The following is an 18,715-nucleotide window of genomic DNA, read 5'->3' as shown; positions in this document are numbered from 1 at the left end:
GCTCATGGCTACCGAAGTCAAAGTCCCGACACTGGGCGAATCCGTTACCGAAGCAACCGTGGGCCAATGGCTCAAGAAGCCCGGCGAGGCGGTGAAGGCCGATGAGGCGATCGTCAGCCTCGAAACCGACAAGGTCGCGGTCGATGTGCCCGCGCCGGTCGCCGGAACGCTGGGCGACATCATCGCCAAGGAAGGCGACACCGTGAATGTCGGCGCGCTGCTGGCGATGATCAACGAAGGCGCTTCTGCCGGGGCCGCTGCACCAGCGCCCGCCGCGAAGGCCGAAGCCGCCGCACCCGCCCCGACGGCATCCGCGCCAGCCCCCGTCGCGGACGAGGAAGATGGCGGCAGCCTGACCCTGTCGCCGGCCGTGCGCCGTCTGGTGCTGGAACATGGGCTCGACCCGAGCAAGATCAAGGGCACCGGCAAGGACGGCCGTCTGACCAAGGATGATGTGCAGGCCGCCGTTGCGACCGGCACCGCCAAGGCGGCCGCCGCGGCGCCGGCCACCGCCGCGCCCGTCGCGGTGCCCGCGGCCGGGCCGGGTCGCTCGCAGGAGCGGGTGAAGATGACCCGTCTGCGTCAGACGGTCGCCAAGCGCCTGAAGAGCGCGCAGGAAACCGCTGCGCTGCTGACCACCTTCAACGATGTCGACATGAGCGCCGTTATCGAGGCGCGGGCCAAATATAAGGACCTGTTCGAAAAGAAGCATGGCGTGCGGCTTGGCTTCATGGGCTTCTTCACCAAGGCGGTGACGATGGCGCTCAAGGACATTCCGGCGGTCAATGCGCAGATCGAGGGCGACGAGATCGTCTATAATAATTTCGCCGATATCTCGGTCGCGGTCTCCGCGCCCAACGGCCTCGTCGTGCCAGTGATCCGCAACGCCGAAAGCATGAGCGTCGCCGAGATCGAAAAGACGATCGGCATGTATGGCAAGAAGGCCAAGGACGGCCTGTTGACCATGGAAGATATGAAGGGCGGCACCTTCACCATCTCCAATGGCGGCGTGTTCGGATCGCTGATGTCGACCCCGATCATCAACCCGCCCCAGTCGGCGGTACTCGGCCTGCATCGGATCGAGGACCGCCCGGTCGTCGTCAACGGCCAGATCGTCGTCCGCCCGATGATGTATCTGGCGCTCAGCTACGACCATCGCATGATCGACGGTCGCGAAGCGGTGACGTTCCTGGTCGCGGTGAAGAATGCGATCGAGGATCCGACCCGGCTGCTGATCGACCTTTGAACCAGTCATAGTGCTCCTGCGAAAGCAGGAGTCCAGGGCGGAGATGTGTAACGAAAGCGGGATATGTTTACCTTATGGCCAGCCAGCGCAATGGCACGCTCTATCTGGGCGTGACAAGCGATCTGGCGGGTCGGGCATATCAGCATCGCAATGGTCTCGCCGATGGCTTTACGAAAGATCATGGCTGCACCATGTTGGTGTGGTTTGAGACACATGATGATTTGCAGGAAGCGCGGCAGCGCGAACTGCAAATGAAGAAATGGAAACGCGCCTGGAAGATCGATCTGATCGAACGTGATAACCCCCGATGGCGGGATTTGTTTGAGACGCTGTTCTGACGACGCCCTGGGTTCCTGCGTGCGCAGGAACACGGAAATGGAGTGAGTGATGTCCGAATTCGACTATGACGTCCTTGTGATCGGTTCCGGCCCCGGCGGTTATGTCGCGGCGATCCGCGCGGCGCAGCTGGGTCTCAAGACCGCCTGCGCGGAAAGCCGTGCGACGCTGGGCGGCACCTGCCTCAATGTCGGATGCATTCCGTCAAAAGCGCTGCTGCATGCGTCCGAGCTTTTTGAGGCGGCCGCTGGCGGCACGCTCGCCAAGCTGGGCGTCAAGATCGACAAGATGAGCCTCGACCTGCCAACCATGCAGGCGCAGCGGATCGACGCGGTGACCGGCCTGACCGGCGGCATCGAATATCTGTTCAAGAAAAACAAGATCGACTGGCTCAAGGGCCGCGCCAGCTTCACCGGGGCGAACACGGTCGAGGTCGACGGCAAATCGGTCACCGCCAAGAACATCATCATCGCTACCGGATCGTCCGTCACCCCGCTGCCCGGCGTAGAGGTGGACAATGAAGGCGGGCGGATCGTCGATTCGACCGGCGCGCTAGAGCTGACGAAAGTGCCGGACCATCTCGTCGTCATCGGTGGCGGCGTCATCGGTCTCGAACTGGGTTCGGTGTGGCGTCGGGTCGGCGCGAAGGTCACCTGCGTCGAATTTCTCGACCAGATCCTGCCCGGCATGGACGGCGACGTTCGCAAGGAAGCGAACAAGATCTTCCGTAAGCAGGGGATTGAGTTTAAGCTCGGCACCAAGGTGACGAAGGCGGTTGCCGGCAAGAAGGGCGTGACCCTGACGGTCGAGTCGGCCGCCGGCGGCGCAAATTCTGAATCGGGGGCGGAAACGATCGAGGCGGATGTCGTGCTGGTGTCGATCGGCCGTCGCCCCAACACCGATGGCCTCGGCCTCGACAAGATCGGCCTTGAGCTGAACCAGCGCGGACAGATCGAGACCGATCATGACTTCGCCACCAAGGTGCCCGGCGTCTGGGCGATCGGTGATGTCATCCCCGGCCCCATGCTCGCGCACAAGGCGGAGGATGAAGGCATTGCGGTTGCGGAAAATATCGCTGGCCTGACCGGCATCGTGAACCATGACGTGATCCCGAGCGTCGTCTATACCGCGCCCGAGATCGCCGGCGTCGGCCTGACCGAAGAAGCCGCCAAGGAAAAGGGTCCGATCAAGGTCGGCAAGTTCCCGATGCTCGGCAACAGCCGCGCCAAGACCAATCATGAGCCGGATGGCTTCGTGAAGGTGATCGCCGATGCGGAGACCGACAAGGTGCTTGGCGTATGGATCATCGCGTCGGTCGCCGGCACGATGATCGCGCAGGCGGCGCAGGCGATGGAATTCGGCGCGTCGAGCGAGGATATCGCCTACACCTGCCACGCTCATCCGACGCACAGCGAAGCGATCAAGGAAGCCGCGATGGCGGTGACGGGCAAGCCCATCCACATCTGACCGATGGCGGCCGCGGTCTGCTCGGCTGTTAAAGCCTCAGGCCCGCCGCGCCGCCCTGTTCGTGGTCGTCAGCGCTCGCTGTACGCAAACCCGGTTACGACCGAGCGTCTTGGCGTCATAGAGTGCGCTATCGGCACGCGCGATCGCATCGTGGATCGAATGATCGTCCGCCTTGCGGACCGACAGGCCGAAGCTTGCCGTCAGCGGCCGGTCCATACCCATTCGCGCGGCAACCTCCGTCGCAAAGCATTGCCGGACATCTTCGGCGATCCCGGCCGCGCGCGCGGCGTCCCTGTCCGGCAGGACCATCACGAATTCCTCGCCGCCGAAACGGGCCACCACGGCATCTGAAGGCGAGAGGGCGCGCAATATGTCTGCCAGCGCTGCGATCACCCGATCGCCGGCGGCATGGCCAAAGCCGTCATTGACCGCCTTGAAATGATCGATATCGCACAGGATGACGCTGCCGCTCCACGGATGGCGGTCGAGCCGCTCGATCCGGTCCTCGAAGCCGCGCCGGTTGAGCAGGGCAGATAACGGATCGCGATGGGCCTCGTCCCGGTAGCGGGCAAGGATGTCGGACACGCTCGCCGCCAGCGCCGCCAGCGCCAAAAACAACCCGAAAACGCATGCCATGGCCTGCATCAGGAAGGCATAGTCGCTCGCCAGAAACCTTTCGTCGGCCGACAGCGTCAGCGGCACCGTGGCTCCGCGAACCAGATTGTCGAGCGCGACGAACGTCGCCGCCGCGAACAGCAGCCGGTCGGGCCACGACCGGGTCGCGGGTCGGGCCGCGACCAGCGGTATGGCGATCAGCAGGAAACAGGCGAAATCCGAGGCCACCAGTTCGAGCGGCAGCGTGCCGGTAACCAGCCCCAGGCCGCAGAGCGCGCCCGACAGCGCCCAGATCGCGACCCGCGTCGGCAACAGCCAGCCGGGCCGCCAGCGATCGAGCAATGCCTGGCTGAAGAGCAGGAAACCGCTCGCGAACAGCAGATCGGCAATCAGGCTCCAGCCGGGCATCGGCAGGGCCCGGGCGGCGGCGGGAATGACGAAGCCGCCACCCACGCAGAAAAAGGCCGCGCTCCAGTAGCCTGCACCGCGTGCGCCCCAGCCCCAGACGATCACGAACGCAATGCCGAAGCTCGCCATCATGATGGGCAGGAAGAAGGCGAAATTCTGACCCACGGCGGCGGTCCGGTCTCTTATATCAATCGAAGCGACGGTCGCTCCTGACCGATCTGGCGCTACCCTGCGCCAGGTTAAGAAAGCATGGCAAGAGCCGCATGTCGGTCCGATGTGGAGCAAACGGTCGGCGCCACGCTTAGCCGGGCCAGCGCTCCAGCAAGGGCGACAATTCGTCGAAATGCCCGATTACGGCGTCGGCGTTCAAATCTTCCACCGGTCCATCGAGGAAGCCAAAGCTGACAGCGATCGACGGGATGCCCGCATTGCGCGCGCCGGCGATGTCGTTGATCGTATCGCCCACGAAGATAGCGCGGCCGCCGCCCGCCCGCGCTATCATTTCATGGATCGGCGCGGGATCGGGCTTGGCGACGCCTACCGTGTCGCCGCCGATGATGCTGGCGAAGCGATCCGACAGGCCGATCTGATGCATCAGCGGAATCGTGAAGCGTTCCGCCTTGTTAGTGCAGATGGCGAGTTTCACGCCCGCCGCCGCCAGCGCATCCATCGCCGTGATCAGGCCGGGATAAGGCCGCGAATGGATCGCCAGATTCTGTTCATAATAATCGAGCAAAATCGGCAGCAGCCGTTCGAGCAACGCCGCGTCGCCGCCGCCCGATGCGGCCAGCGCCCGTTCGAGCATCACGCGCGCGCCCTTGCCGACGAACGGCTTGATCGCGCTCACCGGGAAATGGGCGCGGCCGATCGTGCCGATGGCATGATTGACCGCCGCGGCCAGATCGCCGCTGGTGTCGATCAGCGTACCGTCCAGGTCGAAACCGACAATGTCGAAATTCTTGATGGTCATCGCCCGCCCATGCCGTCTGCGCGGTGGCAAAGGCAAGCCAAACATGGCACAGCAGGCGGAGATTTGCCGCCCCCGTCCAAGGACATTTCGACCCGTGACCAGCCCTGCTTCCGGCCGCCCGACTGACCGCTCGCTCGCCGTCATCATCCTCGCCGCCGGGCAGGGAACCCGGATGAAATCGTCGCTGCACAAGGTGCTGCACCCGGTCGCCGGGCGGCCGATGCTGCTGCATCTGCTGGCGAGCGTCGCCGCGCTGGAGCCTGAGCGGCAGGTGGTCGTCGTCGGCGCGGGCCGCGATCAGGTGGAGGCGGCGGTTGCCGGCACCGGCGCGGTCATTGCCGTGCAGGACAGGCAACTTGGGACCGGCCATGCGGTCGCCCAAGCGCATGACGCGCTGGCCGGCTTCGCGGGCGACGTGCTGATCCTGTATGGCGACGTGCCGCTGGTGACGATTGCGACGATGCGGGCGATGCTCGACCGGCTGGGCCGGGGCGACGAGCCGCGCGCGGTCGTGCTCGGTTTCCGGCCCGAAGACACCGCGGCCTATGGCCGTATCATCGCCGACGGTCAGGGCGTCATCGGCAAGATGGTCGAATATAAGGATGCGAGCGAGGCCGAACGCGCGGTCACCCTGTGCAATTCCGGCCTGATGGCGGTGCGCTCGACCGATCTGTTCGTGCTGCTGGATCGGATCGGCAACGACAATGCGGCTGGCGAATATTATCTGCCCGATATCGTCATGCTGCCCGGCGCTCAAAGCGCCGTGATCGAAGCATCTGCCTGGGAAGTCGCCGGCGTCAACAGCCGGGTCGAGCTGGCGGGGGTGGAGGCAGCCTGGCAGGCGCGGCGGCGGCTGGCGGTGATGCAGGACGGCGCGACGCTGATCGCGCCGGAAACCATATTCTTCAGCCACGATACGGTGCTGGGCCGCGATGTCGTGATCGAACCGCATGTCGTGTTCGCGCCGGGCGTCACCGTCGCGGACCATGTGACCATCCACGCCTTTTCGCATCTGGAAGGCGCGACCATCGGCGAAGGCGCGGCAATCGGCCCCTATGCCCGGCTGCGCCCCGGCGCGCAGATCGGCGCGAAAGCCAAGGTCGGCAATTTCGTCGAGATCAAGAAATCGGTTCTGGGCGAGGGCGCGAAGGCCAATCACCTGTCCTATATCGGCGACGCCAGCGTGGGCGCGGGCGCGAATATCGGCGCGGGCACGATCACCTGCAATTATGACGGCTTCTTCAAATATCGCACGCAGATCGGGGAGGGCGCTTTCATAGGTTCCAACAGCGCGCTGGTCGCCCCGGTCAGCATCGGCGCGGGCGCGATCGTCGGCGCTGGCAGCGTGGTGACGCGCGACGTGGAGGCCGACGCCCTGTGCCTCGTCCGGCCGCCGCATGAGGCGAAACCCGGCTGGGCCGCCGCCTTCCGTGCCAGAATGAAGGCGCGTAAAGCCGCCAAATGAGCTTTTTCCGGCGTCATCGCTGGCTGACGGCGCTGCTCCTTCTGCTGACCGTGGCCGGGGGATCTGCGCTTTGGCTCCTGTCCAAGGCGCGCGCGATGCCGGTCGTGCGGCGGATGGACATTGTCTTGCCCTTTCCCGCCGATGCGCCCCGCCGCCCGGTCACCGTCGCGCTGCTCACCGATTCGCATCTGTCCGGCCCGGACAACAGCCCGGATCGCATGGCGCGGATCGTGGCGCTGATGAACAGCCTGAGGCCGGACCTCATCCTGCTCGGCGGCGACTATATCGGCGATGCGAAGGGCGGCGCGACCTATGACGCGGCGCAGAGTATCGCGCCCTTCGCGGCATTGCGCGCGCCGCTCGGCGTCATCGCGGTCCTCGGCAATCATGACAGCCGCAGCAGGAAGAACCGAGTTGCTCTCTCCCGACCCGGCTGGCGTGCGGCGTTCGCCCGGCTGGGCATCACGCTGCTCGAAGATGAGGCGGTGCGGCGCGGCCCGCTGGCCGTCGGCGGCCTGCGCGATATCTACACCGCCAGGCCGAACATTCCCGCGACACTGGCAACGATGCAGCGGGCAGGCGGGGTTCCCGTTATCCTCACCCACGGCCCCGATCCCTTTCCGCTATTGCCCGACCAGCCGTCGCTGACCTTGGCCGGCCACACCCATTGTGGCCAGATCGCGCTCCCCTTTCTGGGCATAGTTTACGTCCCCTCGCGCTATGGCGTGCGCTACGCCTGCGGCGTCTATCGCGAGGGCGCGAAAACGATGATCGTGTCGGGCGGCGTCGGCACCAGCGGCTATCCGTTTCGCATGCTGGCCCCGCCCGACATCTGGCTGGTCACCATCCGTCCCCGGTAGTCCGGGCGCGATGAAATCTTCGTCATGCGCCGGCCATGCCCCTGTTGCGGGACCGGCATTAATGGCATGGCCACAACTGCGCGCTATGGCGGCGCGTACAATCGGCTGCGACGGGGCTTGTCCAGAATGTGCGGAATCATCGGAATCATCGGCAATCAGGATGTCGCCGAGCGGCTGGTCGACGGCCTCAAGCGGCTGGAATATCGCGGCTATGACAGCGCGGGCGTCGCCACGGTCCATGACGGCGCGATCGAGCGCCGCCGGGCGGAGGGCAAGCTTTCCAATCTGGTGACGGAGCTGCGCGACGAACCGCTGCCCGGATCGACCGGCATCGCCCATACCCGCTGGGCGACGCACGGCGCGCCGACTACCACAAACGCCCACCCCCATGCGACGCGCGAAGTCGCGCTGGTCCACAATGGCATCATCGAAAATTTCAAGCCGCTGCGCGACGAGCTGATCGCGCGCGGACGTACCTTCGACAGCCAGACCGACACCGAAGTCGTCGCCCATCTGGTGAGCGAACTGGTCGAACAGGGCGCGTCGCCCAAAGAGGCGGTCGCCGCCGTCCTCCCCCGCCTGCATGGCGCCTTCGCGCTCGCCATCCTGTTCCGCAGCCATCCCGACCTTTTGATCGGCGCGCGGCTCGGCTCGCCGCTGGTGGTCGGCTATGGCGATGGCGAGACCTATCTCGGTTCCGACGCGCTGGCGCTCGCGCCGCTGACCCAGCGCATCGCCTATCTGGAGGAGGGCGACTGGGTCGTCATCACCAAACAAGGCGCGGAGATTTTCGACAAGGACAACAACCCCGTCGAACGCCCGGTCACCATCTCCGGCGTGTCCGGCGCGATGATCGACAAGGGCAATTTCCGCCATTTCATGCTCAAGGAAATCTACGAGCAGCCGGTCGTCGTCGCCCAGACGCTCAAAGCCTATCTGCAGCGGATGGAGGATCGCGTGTCGCTGCCGATCCCCGATTTCGACCTGTCGGCGATCCGCCGCGTCACCATCGTCGCCTGCGGCACCAGCTTCTACGCCGGCATGGTCGCGCGCTACTGGTTCGAACAATTCGCCCGCGTGCCCGTCGATCTCGATTTCGCGTCCGAATTCCGCTATCGCGAGCCGGTGATGGAGGAGGGCGGCCTCGCCCTCTTCATCAGCCAGTCGGGCGAGACCGCCGATACGCTGGCCGCGCTGCGCTATGCCAAGGCGCAGGGGCAGAAGATCGCCGTCGTCGTCAACGTGCCGACCAGTTCGATGGCGCGCGAGGCCGACCTGTTGCTCCCCACCCATGCCGGGCCGGAGATCGGCGTCGCCTCGACCAAGGCCTTCACCTGTCAGTTGGCCGTTCTGGCCGCGCTCGCCGCCAATCTCGCTCGCGCCAAGGGCAGGCTGGATGCGAAAGCGGAGCGCGAGATCGTCCGCCACCTCGCCGAAGCGCCCGCCGCGATCAACGGCGCGCTCGCCTATGACGAAGCGATCGAGGCGATGGCCCACCATATCGCGCCGGCGCGCGACGTGCTGTATCTGGGGCGCGGCACCGACTATCCGCTGGCGCTGGAAGGCGCGCTCAAGCTCAAGGAAATCAGCTATATCCATGCCGAAGGCTATGCCGCCGGCGAGATGAAGCACGGCCCCATCGCGCTGATCGACGAACTGGTCCCGGTGATCGTCATCGCGCCGAGCGGGCCTTTGTTCGAAAAGACCGTCAGCAATATGCAGGAAGTGCAGGCACGCGGCGGCCAGGTGATCCTGATCTCCGACTATGACGGCGTGCAGGCGGCGGGCGAGGGCTGCCTCGCCACCATTACCATGCCCAAGGTCCACCCCCTGATCGCGCCGATGGTGTACGCGGTGCCGGTGCAGTTGCTGGCCTATCATGTCGCGGTGCTCAAGGGGACGGACGTGGACCAGCCGCGTAATCTGGCGAAGTCGGTGACGGTGGAATAGAATAGCGTTATGCCGGGCGTTGGAAGCCATCCCGATGACGAAGTTCACAGTGTCGTGGGGCCTATTTAGGTCAATAGTTGCGGTGAAGCGCCCGTAAAGCGACACCGATGCGCCGGGCGGGTTACGCCGACGCGGCAAGGGTGCTTCGGCTGGATCACCTATGCGCGACGGCAGATGCGGCTGGGGCGCGGCGTGTATGCGCTGACATGGCGCTTGGCGCGTGATGCGGCGGAGAGGGAGGCACAAGCCGTGGGAATAGCGGTGCTGTTTCACCGGAAAGGATAGATCAGATGAAATCCTATTTTGGAAGCGGCGCGCCGGACAGAATGATGGCCGCTAGCGGCCAAAATCGATCTATTAACTGGCTTTGAGCCACGCTCAGAAGCGGATACTAACGGAAATCTGGTGCTCGATAAGGATGTTATAAGAGGCTATATGATCAACTGGTCGGTTATCTCTGTATTGTCCTTAGCGGCAGTGGCACCTGCATCGGTATCAATTCCGGCCTCTCGTCTCTCGGAAGGGAATTGGTTCTATGTGGACGAAGCAGATCCTATGTTAGGCATTCGAAATCTGACGGTCGGCGTTATCTATGGAACCAATGGAGCACTGACCTTCCGGTGCGACCAGCCCACGTCAAAAAAGCCTAAAATATTTGCGACTTTCGTATCGCACGAGTACCTTGGGCAGGCACTGCATCTCCAATCCCTGTTCGTAAAATTCGATGAAGACGAAGCATGGAATTTGGTCGGGAATTACCCCGGCCAATATCTAGCGTCGTTCCAAAGTTCGAAGTTGAGCGGGCAGGCATTCGAGCGACTGCGAACAGCAAACCGCGTCCGCATCCGTGCTTTCCGATTCGACGATGTTCCGGTTGATGCAGATATAGCTCCATCCGCCGACCGGAATTTGTGGTCTAAGTTCAAGGCCGCCTGTTCGGGTGCCAGACCATAACAAGCTCCAGCCTCTTACATATCCCCGCATGTCCGCGAGCTGGCGCGGGCCAGCATGATGGAATTTGTAACTACATCGATATTGAATACGATCTGAAATCAGAATCGTTGACCCGCGCCGAATGCCGCAGGGAGGCTTGAAGTTTCACTCTAGCCAATTTTCCGTGGGAAACCCGCCGGTCCTCTTCCACCCTTATCTGCCTCTCACCCACCCCCCGGCGAATTATGCCCGCCGGCCGGCACCGGCCCGCCGCTCGGGGCATGGGCGTGGTCGGGGTTGCTGTCCCATTCGATATGATAGAGATCGAAGCGCCGGTCGCGCAGGTTGCGGACCGTGCCTTCCGCGCGCGCCCAGCTCAGGTCGGCGAGGTTTACGTCCGCCATCGTCAGCGTCTCGACATTCTCGGTCGATTCCGCCGCGATGCCGTCGCGCGCGAAGGGCAGGTCGCAGGGCGTCAGGATCGCGCTTTGGGCATATTGAATGTCCATATTGTCGACATTGGGCAGGTTCCCGACATTGCCCGACATCACGACATAGCATTGATTCTCGATCGCGCGGGCCTGCGAGCAATAGCGCACGCGCATATAGCCCAGCCGCGAATCGGTGCAGAAGGGCACGAAGATGATGCGCGCGCCCTGATCCACCAGCCGGCGCGCAAGTTCGGGAAACTCGCTGTCGTAGCAGATCAGCACGCCGATCGGGCCGCAGTCGGTCTGGATCACGTCGAGCGAATCGCCGCCCTTGATGTTCCACCAAAAGGCTTCGTTGGGGGTGGGGTGGATCTTCTCTTGCGTATGGACCGAGCCGTCGCGCAACGCGACATAGGCGATATTCTGGGTATCGCCATCTTCCGCCCGGGTCGGATGCGATCCACCGATGATGTTGATATTATATTCCAGCGCCATCCGCGTCAGTTCCTTGGTCAGGCGCGGCGTATATTCGGTCAGCTTGTCGATCGCCTCGATCGGGGTCAGCTTGTTCGTTTCGAACGAGAGCAGCGGCAGGGTGAACAGTTCGGGGAAAACGATGAAGTCCGAGCGATAATCGGACGCGACATCGACGAAATATTCGATGTTGCGGATGAAGGCGTCGAAATCCGCGACCGCGCGCGCCTGAAGCTGGCAGGTGGCGAGGCGGACGCTTTCGACACCGCGCGGCACCCGCATTTCGGGCGCTTCGTCGGGATCGACATAGGGATTGCGCCAGACCAGATGGGCGGCGTGCCCGTCCGACTGCTTGTCTTCGGGCAGGTAGTTTTCGAGGATGCCCAGCGGTTCGAACTGGTTTTTGAGCTGGAAGCTGACGACCTGATCGCGGATCTTGCCCTGGACGACCTTGTCGAGATAATCCTTTGGCCCGTCGACCTTGCGCTTGGCGCGCAGATAGCCGGGCATGCGACCGGCGATGACGATGCCGTGCAGGTCGAGCTGTTCGGCCAGTTCCTTGCGCTCGTCATAGAGGCGCTGGCCGATGCGCAGCCCGCGCAGCTTGGGATCGACCGCCATTTCATAGCCGTAGAGCCACTCGCCCGCCGCGCTGTGGCGCGTGCCAAAGCCGTTGGCGGTGATCTCCTCCCAGTCATGATAGGCAAAGGCCATGCCCTTGCTGACCCGCATGGTGGCGCAATAGCCGACGACCTTATTGTCGTAGAGCGCCACGAAACAGCCGTCGGGAAAATTGTTGATCTGGCCGCGCATGGTCGCCGCCGAATAATTGGGCATGCCGGGATAGACGCGCGCGATCAGGCGCAGCACCGCCCGCACGTCGGACGGCACGGCGGTGCGGACTTCGAGGCGTTTTTTCGCGGTCGTGGTCATTCAAAAACACTCCGTTCGTGCTGAGTAGGGGCTGAGCGAAGTCGAAGACCCGTATCGAAGCATCTATTCTAACCATATCCTTCGATACGCCATTTCGACACGCTCAGTGGCTACTCAGGACGAACGGTGAGTTCTGCTACGGAAAAGGGCGACGCCGGATACCGGCACCGCCCTCATTCCGTTAGCGAATTGAAACCATGGGTCGCCCCATAGGTTCCGCGTTCCTTACGCCGCCTTGGCCATTTCGGTTTCCAGGTTGACGCGGATCTGTTCGAAGAACTGCTCCGTCGTCATCCATGCCTGATCGGGACCGATCAGCAACGCCAGATCCTTGGTCATCGCGCCGCTTTCAACCGTCTCGACGCAGACGCGTTCCAGCGTCTCGGCGAACTTCGTGACTTCGGGCGTCCCGTCGAACTGGCCACGATAGACGAGGCCCTGCGTCCAGGCGAAGATCGACGCGACCGGGTTGGTCGATGTCGCCTTGCCCTGCTGGTGCATGCGATAGTGGCGCGTGACGGTGCCATGCGCGGCTTCGGCTTCCACGGTCTTGCCGTCGGGCGACAGCAGCACGGACGTCATCAGGCCGAGCGAACCGAAGCCCTGCGCGACGGTGTCGGACTGCACGTCGCCGTCATAATTTTTGCACGCCCATACGAAATTGCCGTTCCACTTGAGCGCGGAGGCGACCATGTCGTCGATCAGACGATGTTCGTAGACGATGCCGGCGGCCTTGAACTTGTCCGCGAAATCGGCGTCGAACACTTCCTGGAACAGATCCTTGAAGCGGCCGTCATAGGCCTTGAGGATGGTGTTCTTGGTCGACAGATAGACCGGCCAGCCACGGTTGAGGCCGTAGTTGAAGCTCGCCTTGGCGAAATCGCGGATCGATTCGTCCAGATTATACATGCCCATGGCGACACCGGCGGCCGGGAAGTCGAACACTTCATATTCCAGCTCTTCGCCGTTCGTGCCGGTCCATTTCATGGTCAGCTTGCCGGCGCCGGGGATTTTGAAATCGGTCGCCTTATACTGGTCGCCGAACGCGTGGCGGCCGATGACGATCGGGTCGGTCCAGCCGGGCACGAGGCGGGGCACGTTCTTGATGACGATGGGTTCGCGGAACACGACGCCGCCCAGGATGTTGCGGATCGTGCCGTTGGGCGACTTCCACATCTTCTTGAGGCCGAATTCCTCGACGCGCGCCTCGTCAGGGGTGATGGTCGCGCACTTCACGCCGACGCCATATTGCTTGATCGCATTGGCGCAGTCGATCGTCACCTGGTCCTCGGTCGCATCGCGATTCTCGACGGAGAGATCATAATATTTAAGGTCGACGTCGAGATAGGGAAGAATCAGGCGCTCGCGAATCCACTGCCAGATGATCCGCGTCATTTCGTCGCCATCGATCTCCACGATCGGATTTTTGACCTTGATCTTCGCCATGCGCCTGCTTCGCTTTCTTCGCTTGGGTGAAATATGGGCATTGCCCTAGGCAAAGCGCCGCCAATGTTCAACCATGGAAGAGCGGAATATCTGGTTCTGCGGCGCGCGCGGGACCCCCGGCAGGCATCGATCGTTGTCACGGCACATGTCTCTCCCTAAAGACGGTGCCCATGGAAAATAATGAGATCACGATCGCCGCGGGCGGCACCATCAAATGGCGCTTCCCGTCCGTTCATCCCGAAGGCGTAAAGTTCGGCCTCATCGCCGCCGCGATCACCGGCGTTTTCTTTCTCCTCGGCTGGAGCGTGCTCGGCTGGCTGATGCTGATCGTCACCGGCTGGGTGCTGACCTTCTTCCGCGATCCGGTGCGTGCGGTGCCGCAGGACGATAATGCGATCATCGCGCCGGCGGACGGCCTCATCACCCTGATCCAGCGCGTGCCGCCGCCGCGCGAGATGGCCGGTGTCGATGGCCTTGGCGATGCGCCGATGATCCGCGTCTCGATCTTCATGAGCGTGTTCGACGTCCACATCAACCGCACCCCGATCGGCGGGACGATCAAGGCGGTCGTCTATATTTCCGGCAAGTTCCTCAACGCCGATCTCGACAAGGCGAGCGAGGATAATGAGCGCCAGCACATCCTGGTCGAACGCCATGACGGCGTGCGCATCGGCTTCACCCAGATCGCCGGGCTGGTGGCGCGTCGCATCGTGCCGTTCGTCAAGCCCGGTGACATGGTCGCCGCCGGCCAGCGCATCGGCCTGATCCGCTTCGGCAGCCGGGTCGATATATATCTTCCCGCCGGCACCTCGCCGCGCGTCGTGCTCGGCCAGCGCACCGTGGCGGGCGAGACGATCCTTGGCCAGATGGGCGACCGGCGCGTGGTTGCGGGTATTCAGCAGTGACCGGCGCTCGGATGATATCGGCGCAGATCGAGCCGGGGGAATCATGACCCGCCAGCGCCGCCCGATCCCGCGCGGCCTGCGCCGGGGCATCACCTTGCGCATGGTCGCGCCCAACGCCGTCACCGCCATGGCGATGTGCTTTGGGCTGACCGGCGTGCGTTATGGCATTTCGGGCGAATGGGAACGCGCCGTCCTGGCGATCCTGATCGCGGGCGTGCTCGACGGGCTGGATGGCCGGATCGCGCGGCTGTTGCGCGGCGAGAGCCGGTTCGGGGCGGAACTGGATTCGCTGTCCGATTCAATCGCGTTCGGGGTCGCGCCGGCGCTCATACTCTATCTCTGGTCGCTCCAGGCCATGCCCAAATTCGGCTGGATCTTCGCGCTGGCCCATGCGCTGTCCTGCGCGCTGCGTCTGGCGCGCTTCAACGCCAATATCGACGCGGACATTCAGCCGCACAAATCCGCCGGCTTCCTCACCGGCGTCCCGGCTCCGGCAGGCGCAGGCCTGACCTTCGTGCCCATCTATCTCTGGCTGGTGACGGGTGAACCGATCTTCCGCGCCTGGTATGTCGTGGCGCCATGGACCGCCTTCATCGCGTTCCTCATGATCTCCAGCGTCGCGACCTACACCTGGTCGGCGCTGCGCCTGCGCAAGCGAATCCGGCTGGAAGCGATCGCGCTGGCGGGCTTGCTCGCCGCACTGCTGATCACCGATCCCTGGCTCACATTGCTGCTGATATGCGCGATCTATCTGGCGCTGATGCCGTTCGGCATGATCGCCTATGCGCGGGTCCGGCGGCAAGCGAACGCCGTCGTCGCCACGCCCGAATGATCAGGCGGCAAGCGCTCCATTACAGGTGACGCTTACGCGTTCCGGTGTTGCGCGTCCCCCACGAGGCCGGCTGATCCGCACATTATAGACCGGGGGCGCATCGGGTATCGGACGGAACAGCAAAGCCGCCGCCATCTTCTCATGATATTGGGCGAACATCCATGCGATCGTCCCGACAGCAAGGACGAAAGCCCCGGAAAATGTGATTGCGGCGATGATGGCGAACATATTGCCCACTTTCTATCTTGCCATTTGCACGGCTTGGCTCACTATGGAGTTATAAACGGGCATTAACCCTATTCGTTCCATTTGTTCATGGTATGTTCTATGGAACGCCACGTCAACCCTTGCAATTGCTTTTTTAAGCCGCTAGGTCCGCGCCCATTCCACATGGGGATCGACATATCCGGTGCCGGCGAAGTCTTTAAGGCTTTCCAAGGTTCCTGATCCCCAGAGGCAGCAACCGGAAGGAGAAAGACCATGGCGGCACCAGTCGTCACGATGCATCAATTGATTGAGGCTGGCGCCCATTTCGGCCACCAGACCCACCGCTGGAACCCGCGCATGAAGCCGTATATCTTCGGCGAGCGCAACGGCATCCACATTCTCGACCTCAGCCAGACCGTCCCGCTGTTCGCCCGCGCGCTCGACTTCGTGTCGGCCAGCGTCGCCAGCGGCGGCAAGGTGCTGTTCGTCGGCACCAAGCGCCAGGCGCAGGACCCCATCGCCGAAGCCGCGCGCCGGTCCGGCCAGCATTTCGTCAACCATCGCTGGCTGGGCGGCATGCTCACCAACTGGAAGACGATTTCCGGTTCGATCAAGCGTCTCAAGACCCTTGAGGAAAAGCTTTCCGGCGACACCCACGGCTTCACCAAGAAGGAAGTGCTCCAGATGACTCGCGAACGCGAGAAGCTGGAAGCGTCGCTCGGCGGCATTCGCGACATGAACGGCATTCCCGACATCATGTTCGTGATCGACGCCAACAAGGAAGAGCTGGCGATCAAGGAAGCCAACACGCTCGGCATCCCGGTCGTGGCGGTGCTCGATTCGAACGTCTCGCCCGATGGCATCGCGTTCCCGGTTCCGGCGAACGATGACGCCAGCCGTGCGATCCGCCTCTATTGCGACGCCATCGCGGCCGCAGCGACCAAGGGCAACCGTGGTGCGCAGCAGGCATCGGGCGTGGACATCGGCGCGCTCGACGAGCCGGAAGCCGAAGAGGTCGTTGCGCAGGCATAAGCATTTTGGGGGATGCTCCCCATCTCCGTTCGGGCTGAGCGTGTCGAAGCCTTTTACTGAGCGAAGCGAAGTGACCTCCTAACGGTCGGTCGAGCCCTTCGACTTCGCTCAGGACGAACGGGGATGGACCAGTCCCCAAACTGCAAGAATGACAGGCTAGGGCGCGCTCTTCGGGGACGCGCCCTCCTGCATATTAGAAACATTCAAATTAGGAGCCGAATATGGCCGAAATTACCGCTGCCGCCGTCAAGGAACTGCGCGACCGTTCGGGCGCGGGCATGATGGATTGCAAGAAGGCGCTCACCGAAGCCGGTGGCGACATCGAAGCCGCCACCGACTGGCTGCGCGCCAAGGGCCTCGCCGCCGCACAGAAGAAGTCGAGCCGTACCGCTGCCGAAGGTCTGGTCGGCGTCGCCGTCGCGGGAACGAAGGGCGTTGCCGTCGAAGTGAACAGCGAAACCGATTTTGTCGCCAAGAACGACCAGTTTCAGGATTTCGTCCGCTCCGTCGCGACCATCGCGCTCAGCAGCGGCGCGGCCGATGCCGAAGCGCTGTCGGCGCAGGCCTACCCCTCGGGCGGGACGGTGTCGGAAAAGCTGGTCGCCAACATCGCGACCATCGGCGAAAACCAGAATCTGCGCCGCGTGTCGCATATCGAAGTGAGCCAGGGCGTCATCGTCCCCTATGTCCACAACGCCGCCGCGCCGGGCCTTGGCAAGATCGGCGTGCTGGTCGCGCTCGAAGGGGATGCGCCCGCCGACGTGCTGGAGCCGCTTGGCAAGCAGATCGCGATGCACATCGCCGCCGCGTTCCCGCTGGCGCTGTCGGCAGCGGATATCGATCCCGCCCTGCTGGAGCGCGAACGCGCCATCGCCGGTGAAAAAGCGACCGAGGAAGCGGCCAAGACCGGCAAGCAGATCCCGGCCGATATCCTCGCCAAGCGTGTCGAAGGTTCGGTCGCCAAGTTCGCCAAGGAACAGGCGCTGCTCAGCCAGTTGTTCGTGATCGACAACAAGACGCCGATCGCGGACGTCGTGGCCAAGGCCGCGAAGGACTCCGGCAAGTCGATCAGCTTGAAGAGCTATATCCGCTTCCAGCTCGGCGAAGGCATCGAAAAGGAAGTCAGCGACTTCGCCGCCGAGGTCGCCGCTGCCGCTGGCGTGTGATTTTGTCCTTCCTGTTGGGGGAGAATGAGCAAGCTACGGCATAAGGAGGCTCGCCTCCCGCGTGATGAAGCTGAAGGGGGACGCCTGAAAGGGCGCTCCCCCTTTGTCGTTGCGGGGCGCTTCGATGCGCCTGCATCATGATATCGTCCGGTGTCGATGTTCGGTCGAACTGGCTTCATCGCGCCCACCCCGGCGTCCGTCGCATATTTGACCAGTTTTCATACGGATGCGGAGCTTTGGCGCGGCACGCTCGTTCAGAGCGGACCCCATAAGGAGCATGCCATGAGCACCGACAGCACGATCTCGACTCTCAACAGTCTCATCAAGACGACGCTCGACAGTATGAAGGGCTTTCAGGACGCGGCCAAGGATGCGGAAAGCACGCAATTTGCGTCGATGTTCGCTGATTTTGCGCGCGAACGCAGCGCGGCGGCATCAGCGCTTCAGGCCGAAGTACGGCGTCTTGGCGGCAATCCCGAAGACGACAGCAGCTTCCTCGCTGCCGCTCACCGCACGTTCCTCGACTTGAAGCAGGCCTTTACCGGCAAGGACGACAAGGCGATCATTCAGGAGGTCGAGCGCGGCGAAGATTATATCAAGGCCAAATATGAGGCCGCTCTGTCGGCCAGCGATCTGGACGTGTCCTCCCGCTCCGTCGTCGAGCAGGCTTTCCAGTCCGTGAAGGCCGGTCACGACCGCGCCAGCGCGCTCAAGCATAGTCTGGCATGAAGGAACGGGGCCGCTTCCAAAGGGGCGGCCCCGTTTACTCCCCGCGATCGGGGGCTGGTTTATCAGACCCCTGTCCTATATCCTCCCGTTCATGGTAAATCCGCCGCTGCGGCTCTTTCCCATCGTGCATGCAAATTCTCCTCGACTTTCCGATAGGATCACGCCCACGCAATAAATGGGCGAATTATGCGGGAAATATGCGAAGTTAAGGCGGAATCGGCCGCATCATTCGCTGTAAACGCCCCCTTGGCATTCGGGCCTTGCCCGCCTAATGTCCCGGCCGCTCCCCCGCACTGATCTCAGGATGATT

At 63.2% G+C, this 18,715-nt stretch carries 16 protein-coding genes and 1 pseudogene; 12 read left to right on the top strand and 5 right to left on the bottom strand.

Annotated elements, in window-relative coordinates; translation table 11 throughout:
* Positions 1-4 precede the first annotated feature (4 nt).
* The 3 genes and pseudogenes from odhB to lpdA all read left to right on the top strand — a co-directional run bounded on the left by odhB (position 5) and on the right by lpdA (position 3,049).
* Entirely contained in the window at positions 5-1,246 is a 1,242-nt protein-coding gene (odhB, locus tag WG907_RS07490; RefSeq protein WP_340232123.1) for a 2-oxoglutarate dehydrogenase complex dihydrolipoyllysine-residue succinyltransferase, read from the top strand.
* A gap of 65 nt (positions 1,247-1,311) precedes the next feature.
* Positions 1,312-1,584 (top strand): annotated as a pseudogene (locus WG907_RS07485) (GIY-YIG nuclease family protein); the annotation flags it as partial.
* 49 nt (positions 1,585-1,633) lie between these two features.
* On the top strand, positions 1,634-3,049 hold the full coding sequence (gene lpdA, locus WG907_RS07480; protein ID WP_340232122.1) for a dihydrolipoyl dehydrogenase: 1,416 nt from the start codon (positions 1,634-1,636) through the stop codon (positions 3,047-3,049).
* A gap of 36 nt (positions 3,050-3,085) precedes the next feature.
* Here lpdA and WG907_RS07475 read toward each other — a convergent pair whose 3' ends face one another.
* Positions 3,086-4,237: a GGDEF domain-containing protein gene (locus WG907_RS07475; protein WP_340232121.1), complete on the bottom strand. Its 1,152-nt coding sequence runs from the start codon at positions 4,235-4,237 to the stop codon at positions 3,086-3,088.
* 136 nt (positions 4,238-4,373) lie between these two features.
* A complete protein-coding gene (locus WG907_RS07470) occupies positions 4,374-5,042 on the bottom strand; it encodes an HAD family hydrolase (protein ID WP_340232120.1) in 669 nt (222 codons plus the stop codon).
* A 94-nt stretch (positions 5,043-5,136) separates the two neighbouring features.
* Here WG907_RS07470 and glmU point away from each other — a divergent pair, with 94 nt between their 5' ends.
* The 4 genes from glmU (at position 5,137) to WG907_RS07450 (ending at position 10,271) form a co-directional block, all read left to right on the top strand.
* The gene (gene glmU, locus WG907_RS07465; protein ID WP_445326781.1) at positions 5,137-6,507 is read left to right on the top strand and encodes a bifunctional UDP-N-acetylglucosamine diphosphorylase/glucosamine-1-phosphate N-acetyltransferase GlmU; all 1,371 of its coding nucleotides are present in this window, start codon (positions 5,137-5,139) and stop codon (positions 6,505-6,507) included.
* Complete coding sequence (locus tag WG907_RS07460; RefSeq protein WP_340232119.1) at positions 6,504-7,367, top strand: metallophosphoesterase; 864 nt, start codon at positions 6,504-6,506, stop codon at positions 7,365-7,367. The genes glmU and WG907_RS07460 overlap by 4 nt, the downstream gene beginning before the upstream one ends.
* Positions 7,368-7,493: 126 nt before the next feature.
* Entirely contained in the window at positions 7,494-9,317 is a 1,824-nt protein-coding gene (gene glmS, locus WG907_RS07455; protein WP_340232477.1) for a glutamine--fructose-6-phosphate transaminase (isomerizing), read from the top strand.
* Between the two features lie 405 nt (positions 9,318-9,722).
* A complete protein-coding gene (locus WG907_RS07450) occupies positions 9,723-10,271 on the top strand; it encodes a hypothetical protein (protein WP_340232118.1) in 549 nt (182 codons plus the stop codon).
* A gap of 203 nt (positions 10,272-10,474) precedes the next feature.
* Here WG907_RS07450 and WG907_RS07445 read toward each other — a convergent pair whose 3' ends face one another.
* The gene (locus tag WG907_RS07445; protein WP_340232117.1) at positions 10,475-12,088 is read right to left on the bottom strand and encodes a GNAT family N-acetyltransferase; all 1,614 of its coding nucleotides are present in this window, start codon (positions 12,086-12,088) and stop codon (positions 10,475-10,477) included.
* A 225-nt stretch (positions 12,089-12,313) separates the two neighbouring features.
* Positions 12,314-13,534 (bottom strand): NADP-dependent isocitrate dehydrogenase, encoded by a 1,221-nt coding sequence (locus WG907_RS07440; RefSeq protein WP_340232116.1) that lies wholly within the window; start codon positions 13,532-13,534, stop codon positions 12,314-12,316.
* A gap of 170 nt (positions 13,535-13,704) precedes the next feature.
* Here WG907_RS07440 and WG907_RS07435 point away from each other — a divergent pair, with 170 nt between their 5' ends.
* Together WG907_RS07435 and WG907_RS07430 are read left to right on the top strand one after the other, a co-directional pair.
* Positions 13,705-14,439: a phosphatidylserine decarboxylase gene (locus tag WG907_RS07435; protein WP_340232115.1), complete on the top strand. Its 735-nt coding sequence runs from the start codon at positions 13,705-13,707 to the stop codon at positions 14,437-14,439.
* A gap of 100 nt (positions 14,440-14,539) precedes the next feature.
* Positions 14,540-15,271 carry a CDP-alcohol phosphatidyltransferase family protein gene (locus WG907_RS07430; RefSeq protein WP_340232476.1) on the top strand — a complete coding sequence of 244 codons (732 nt, stop codon included), beginning with the start codon at positions 14,540-14,542 and terminating at the stop codon, positions 15,269-15,271.
* Here WG907_RS07430 and WG907_RS07425 read toward each other — a convergent pair whose 3' ends face one another.
* Positions 15,272-15,499, bottom strand: a complete 228-nt coding sequence (locus WG907_RS07425) for a hypothetical protein (RefSeq protein ID WP_340232114.1) — start codon at positions 15,497-15,499, stop codon at positions 15,272-15,274.
* 252 nt (positions 15,500-15,751) lie between these two features.
* Between WG907_RS07425 and rpsB the strand changes: the two genes are divergently transcribed.
* The 3 genes from rpsB (at position 15,752) to WG907_RS07410 (ending at position 18,405) form a co-directional block, all read left to right on the top strand.
* The gene (gene rpsB, locus WG907_RS07420) at positions 15,752-16,510 is read left to right on the top strand and encodes a 30S ribosomal protein S2 (RefSeq protein ID WP_340232113.1); all 759 of its coding nucleotides are present in this window, start codon (positions 15,752-15,754) and stop codon (positions 16,508-16,510) included.
* A 221-nt stretch (positions 16,511-16,731) separates the two neighbouring features.
* A complete protein-coding gene (tsf, locus tag WG907_RS07415) occupies positions 16,732-17,676 on the top strand; it encodes a translation elongation factor Ts (protein ID WP_340232112.1) in 945 nt (314 codons plus the stop codon).
* A 282-nt stretch (positions 17,677-17,958) separates the two neighbouring features.
* The gene (locus tag WG907_RS07410) at positions 17,959-18,405 is read left to right on the top strand and encodes a ferritin-like domain-containing protein (protein ID WP_340232111.1); all 447 of its coding nucleotides are present in this window, start codon (positions 17,959-17,961) and stop codon (positions 18,403-18,405) included.
* Positions 18,406-18,715 lie beyond the last annotated feature (310 nt).

Source organism: Sphingobium fluminis (genome assembly GCF_037723805.1).
Classification (GTDB): Bacteria; Pseudomonadota; Alphaproteobacteria; order Sphingomonadales; family Sphingomonadaceae; genus Sphingobium.
Note: the sequence above shows the minus strand (reverse complement) of the source record. Positions and strands in the feature narration are given on the sequence as shown.

What these genes read in the sequence shown, in the direction of transcription:
- glmS (WP_340232477.1), top strand. Translation starts at nt 7,494, where the DNA reads ATGTGCGGAATCATCGGAATCATCGGCAATCAGGATGTCGCCGAGCGG.
- WG907_RS07440 (WP_340232116.1), bottom strand. Translation starts at nt 13,534, where the DNA reads ATGGCGAAGATCAAGGTCAAAAATCCGATCGTGGAGATCGATGGCGAC.
- lpdA (WP_340232122.1), top strand. Translation starts at nt 1,634, where the DNA reads ATGTCCGAATTCGACTATGACGTCCTTGTGATCGGTTCCGGCCCCGGC.
- WG907_RS07435 (WP_340232115.1), top strand. Translation starts at nt 13,705, where the DNA reads ATGGAAAATAATGAGATCACGATCGCCGCGGGCGGCACCATCAAATGG.
- tsf (WP_340232112.1), top strand. Translation starts at nt 16,732, where the DNA reads ATGGCCGAAATTACCGCTGCCGCCGTCAAGGAACTGCGCGACCGTTCG.
- WG907_RS07425 (WP_340232114.1), bottom strand. Translation starts at nt 15,499, where the DNA reads ATGTTCGCCATCATCGCCGCAATCACATTTTCCGGGGCTTTCGTCCTT.
- WG907_RS07430 (WP_340232476.1), top strand. Translation starts at nt 14,540, where the DNA reads ATGGTCGCGCCCAACGCCGTCACCGCCATGGCGATGTGCTTTGGGCTG.
- odhB (WP_340232123.1), top strand. Translation starts at nt 5, where the DNA reads ATGGCTACCGAAGTCAAAGTCCCGACACTGGGCGAATCCGTTACCGAA.
- rpsB (WP_340232113.1), top strand. Translation starts at nt 15,752, where the DNA reads ATGGCGGCACCAGTCGTCACGATGCATCAATTGATTGAGGCTGGCGCC.
- WG907_RS07445 (WP_340232117.1), bottom strand. Translation starts at nt 12,088, where the DNA reads ATGACCACGACCGCGAAAAAACGCCTCGAAGTCCGCACCGCCGTGCCG.
- WG907_RS07410 (WP_340232111.1), top strand. Translation starts at nt 17,959, where the DNA reads ATGAGCACCGACAGCACGATCTCGACTCTCAACAGTCTCATCAAGACG.
- WG907_RS07470 (WP_340232120.1), bottom strand. Translation starts at nt 5,042, where the DNA reads ATGACCATCAAGAATTTCGACATTGTCGGTTTCGACCTGGACGGTACG.
- WG907_RS07460 (WP_340232119.1), top strand. Translation starts at nt 6,504, where the DNA reads ATGAGCTTTTTCCGGCGTCATCGCTGGCTGACGGCGCTGCTCCTTCTG.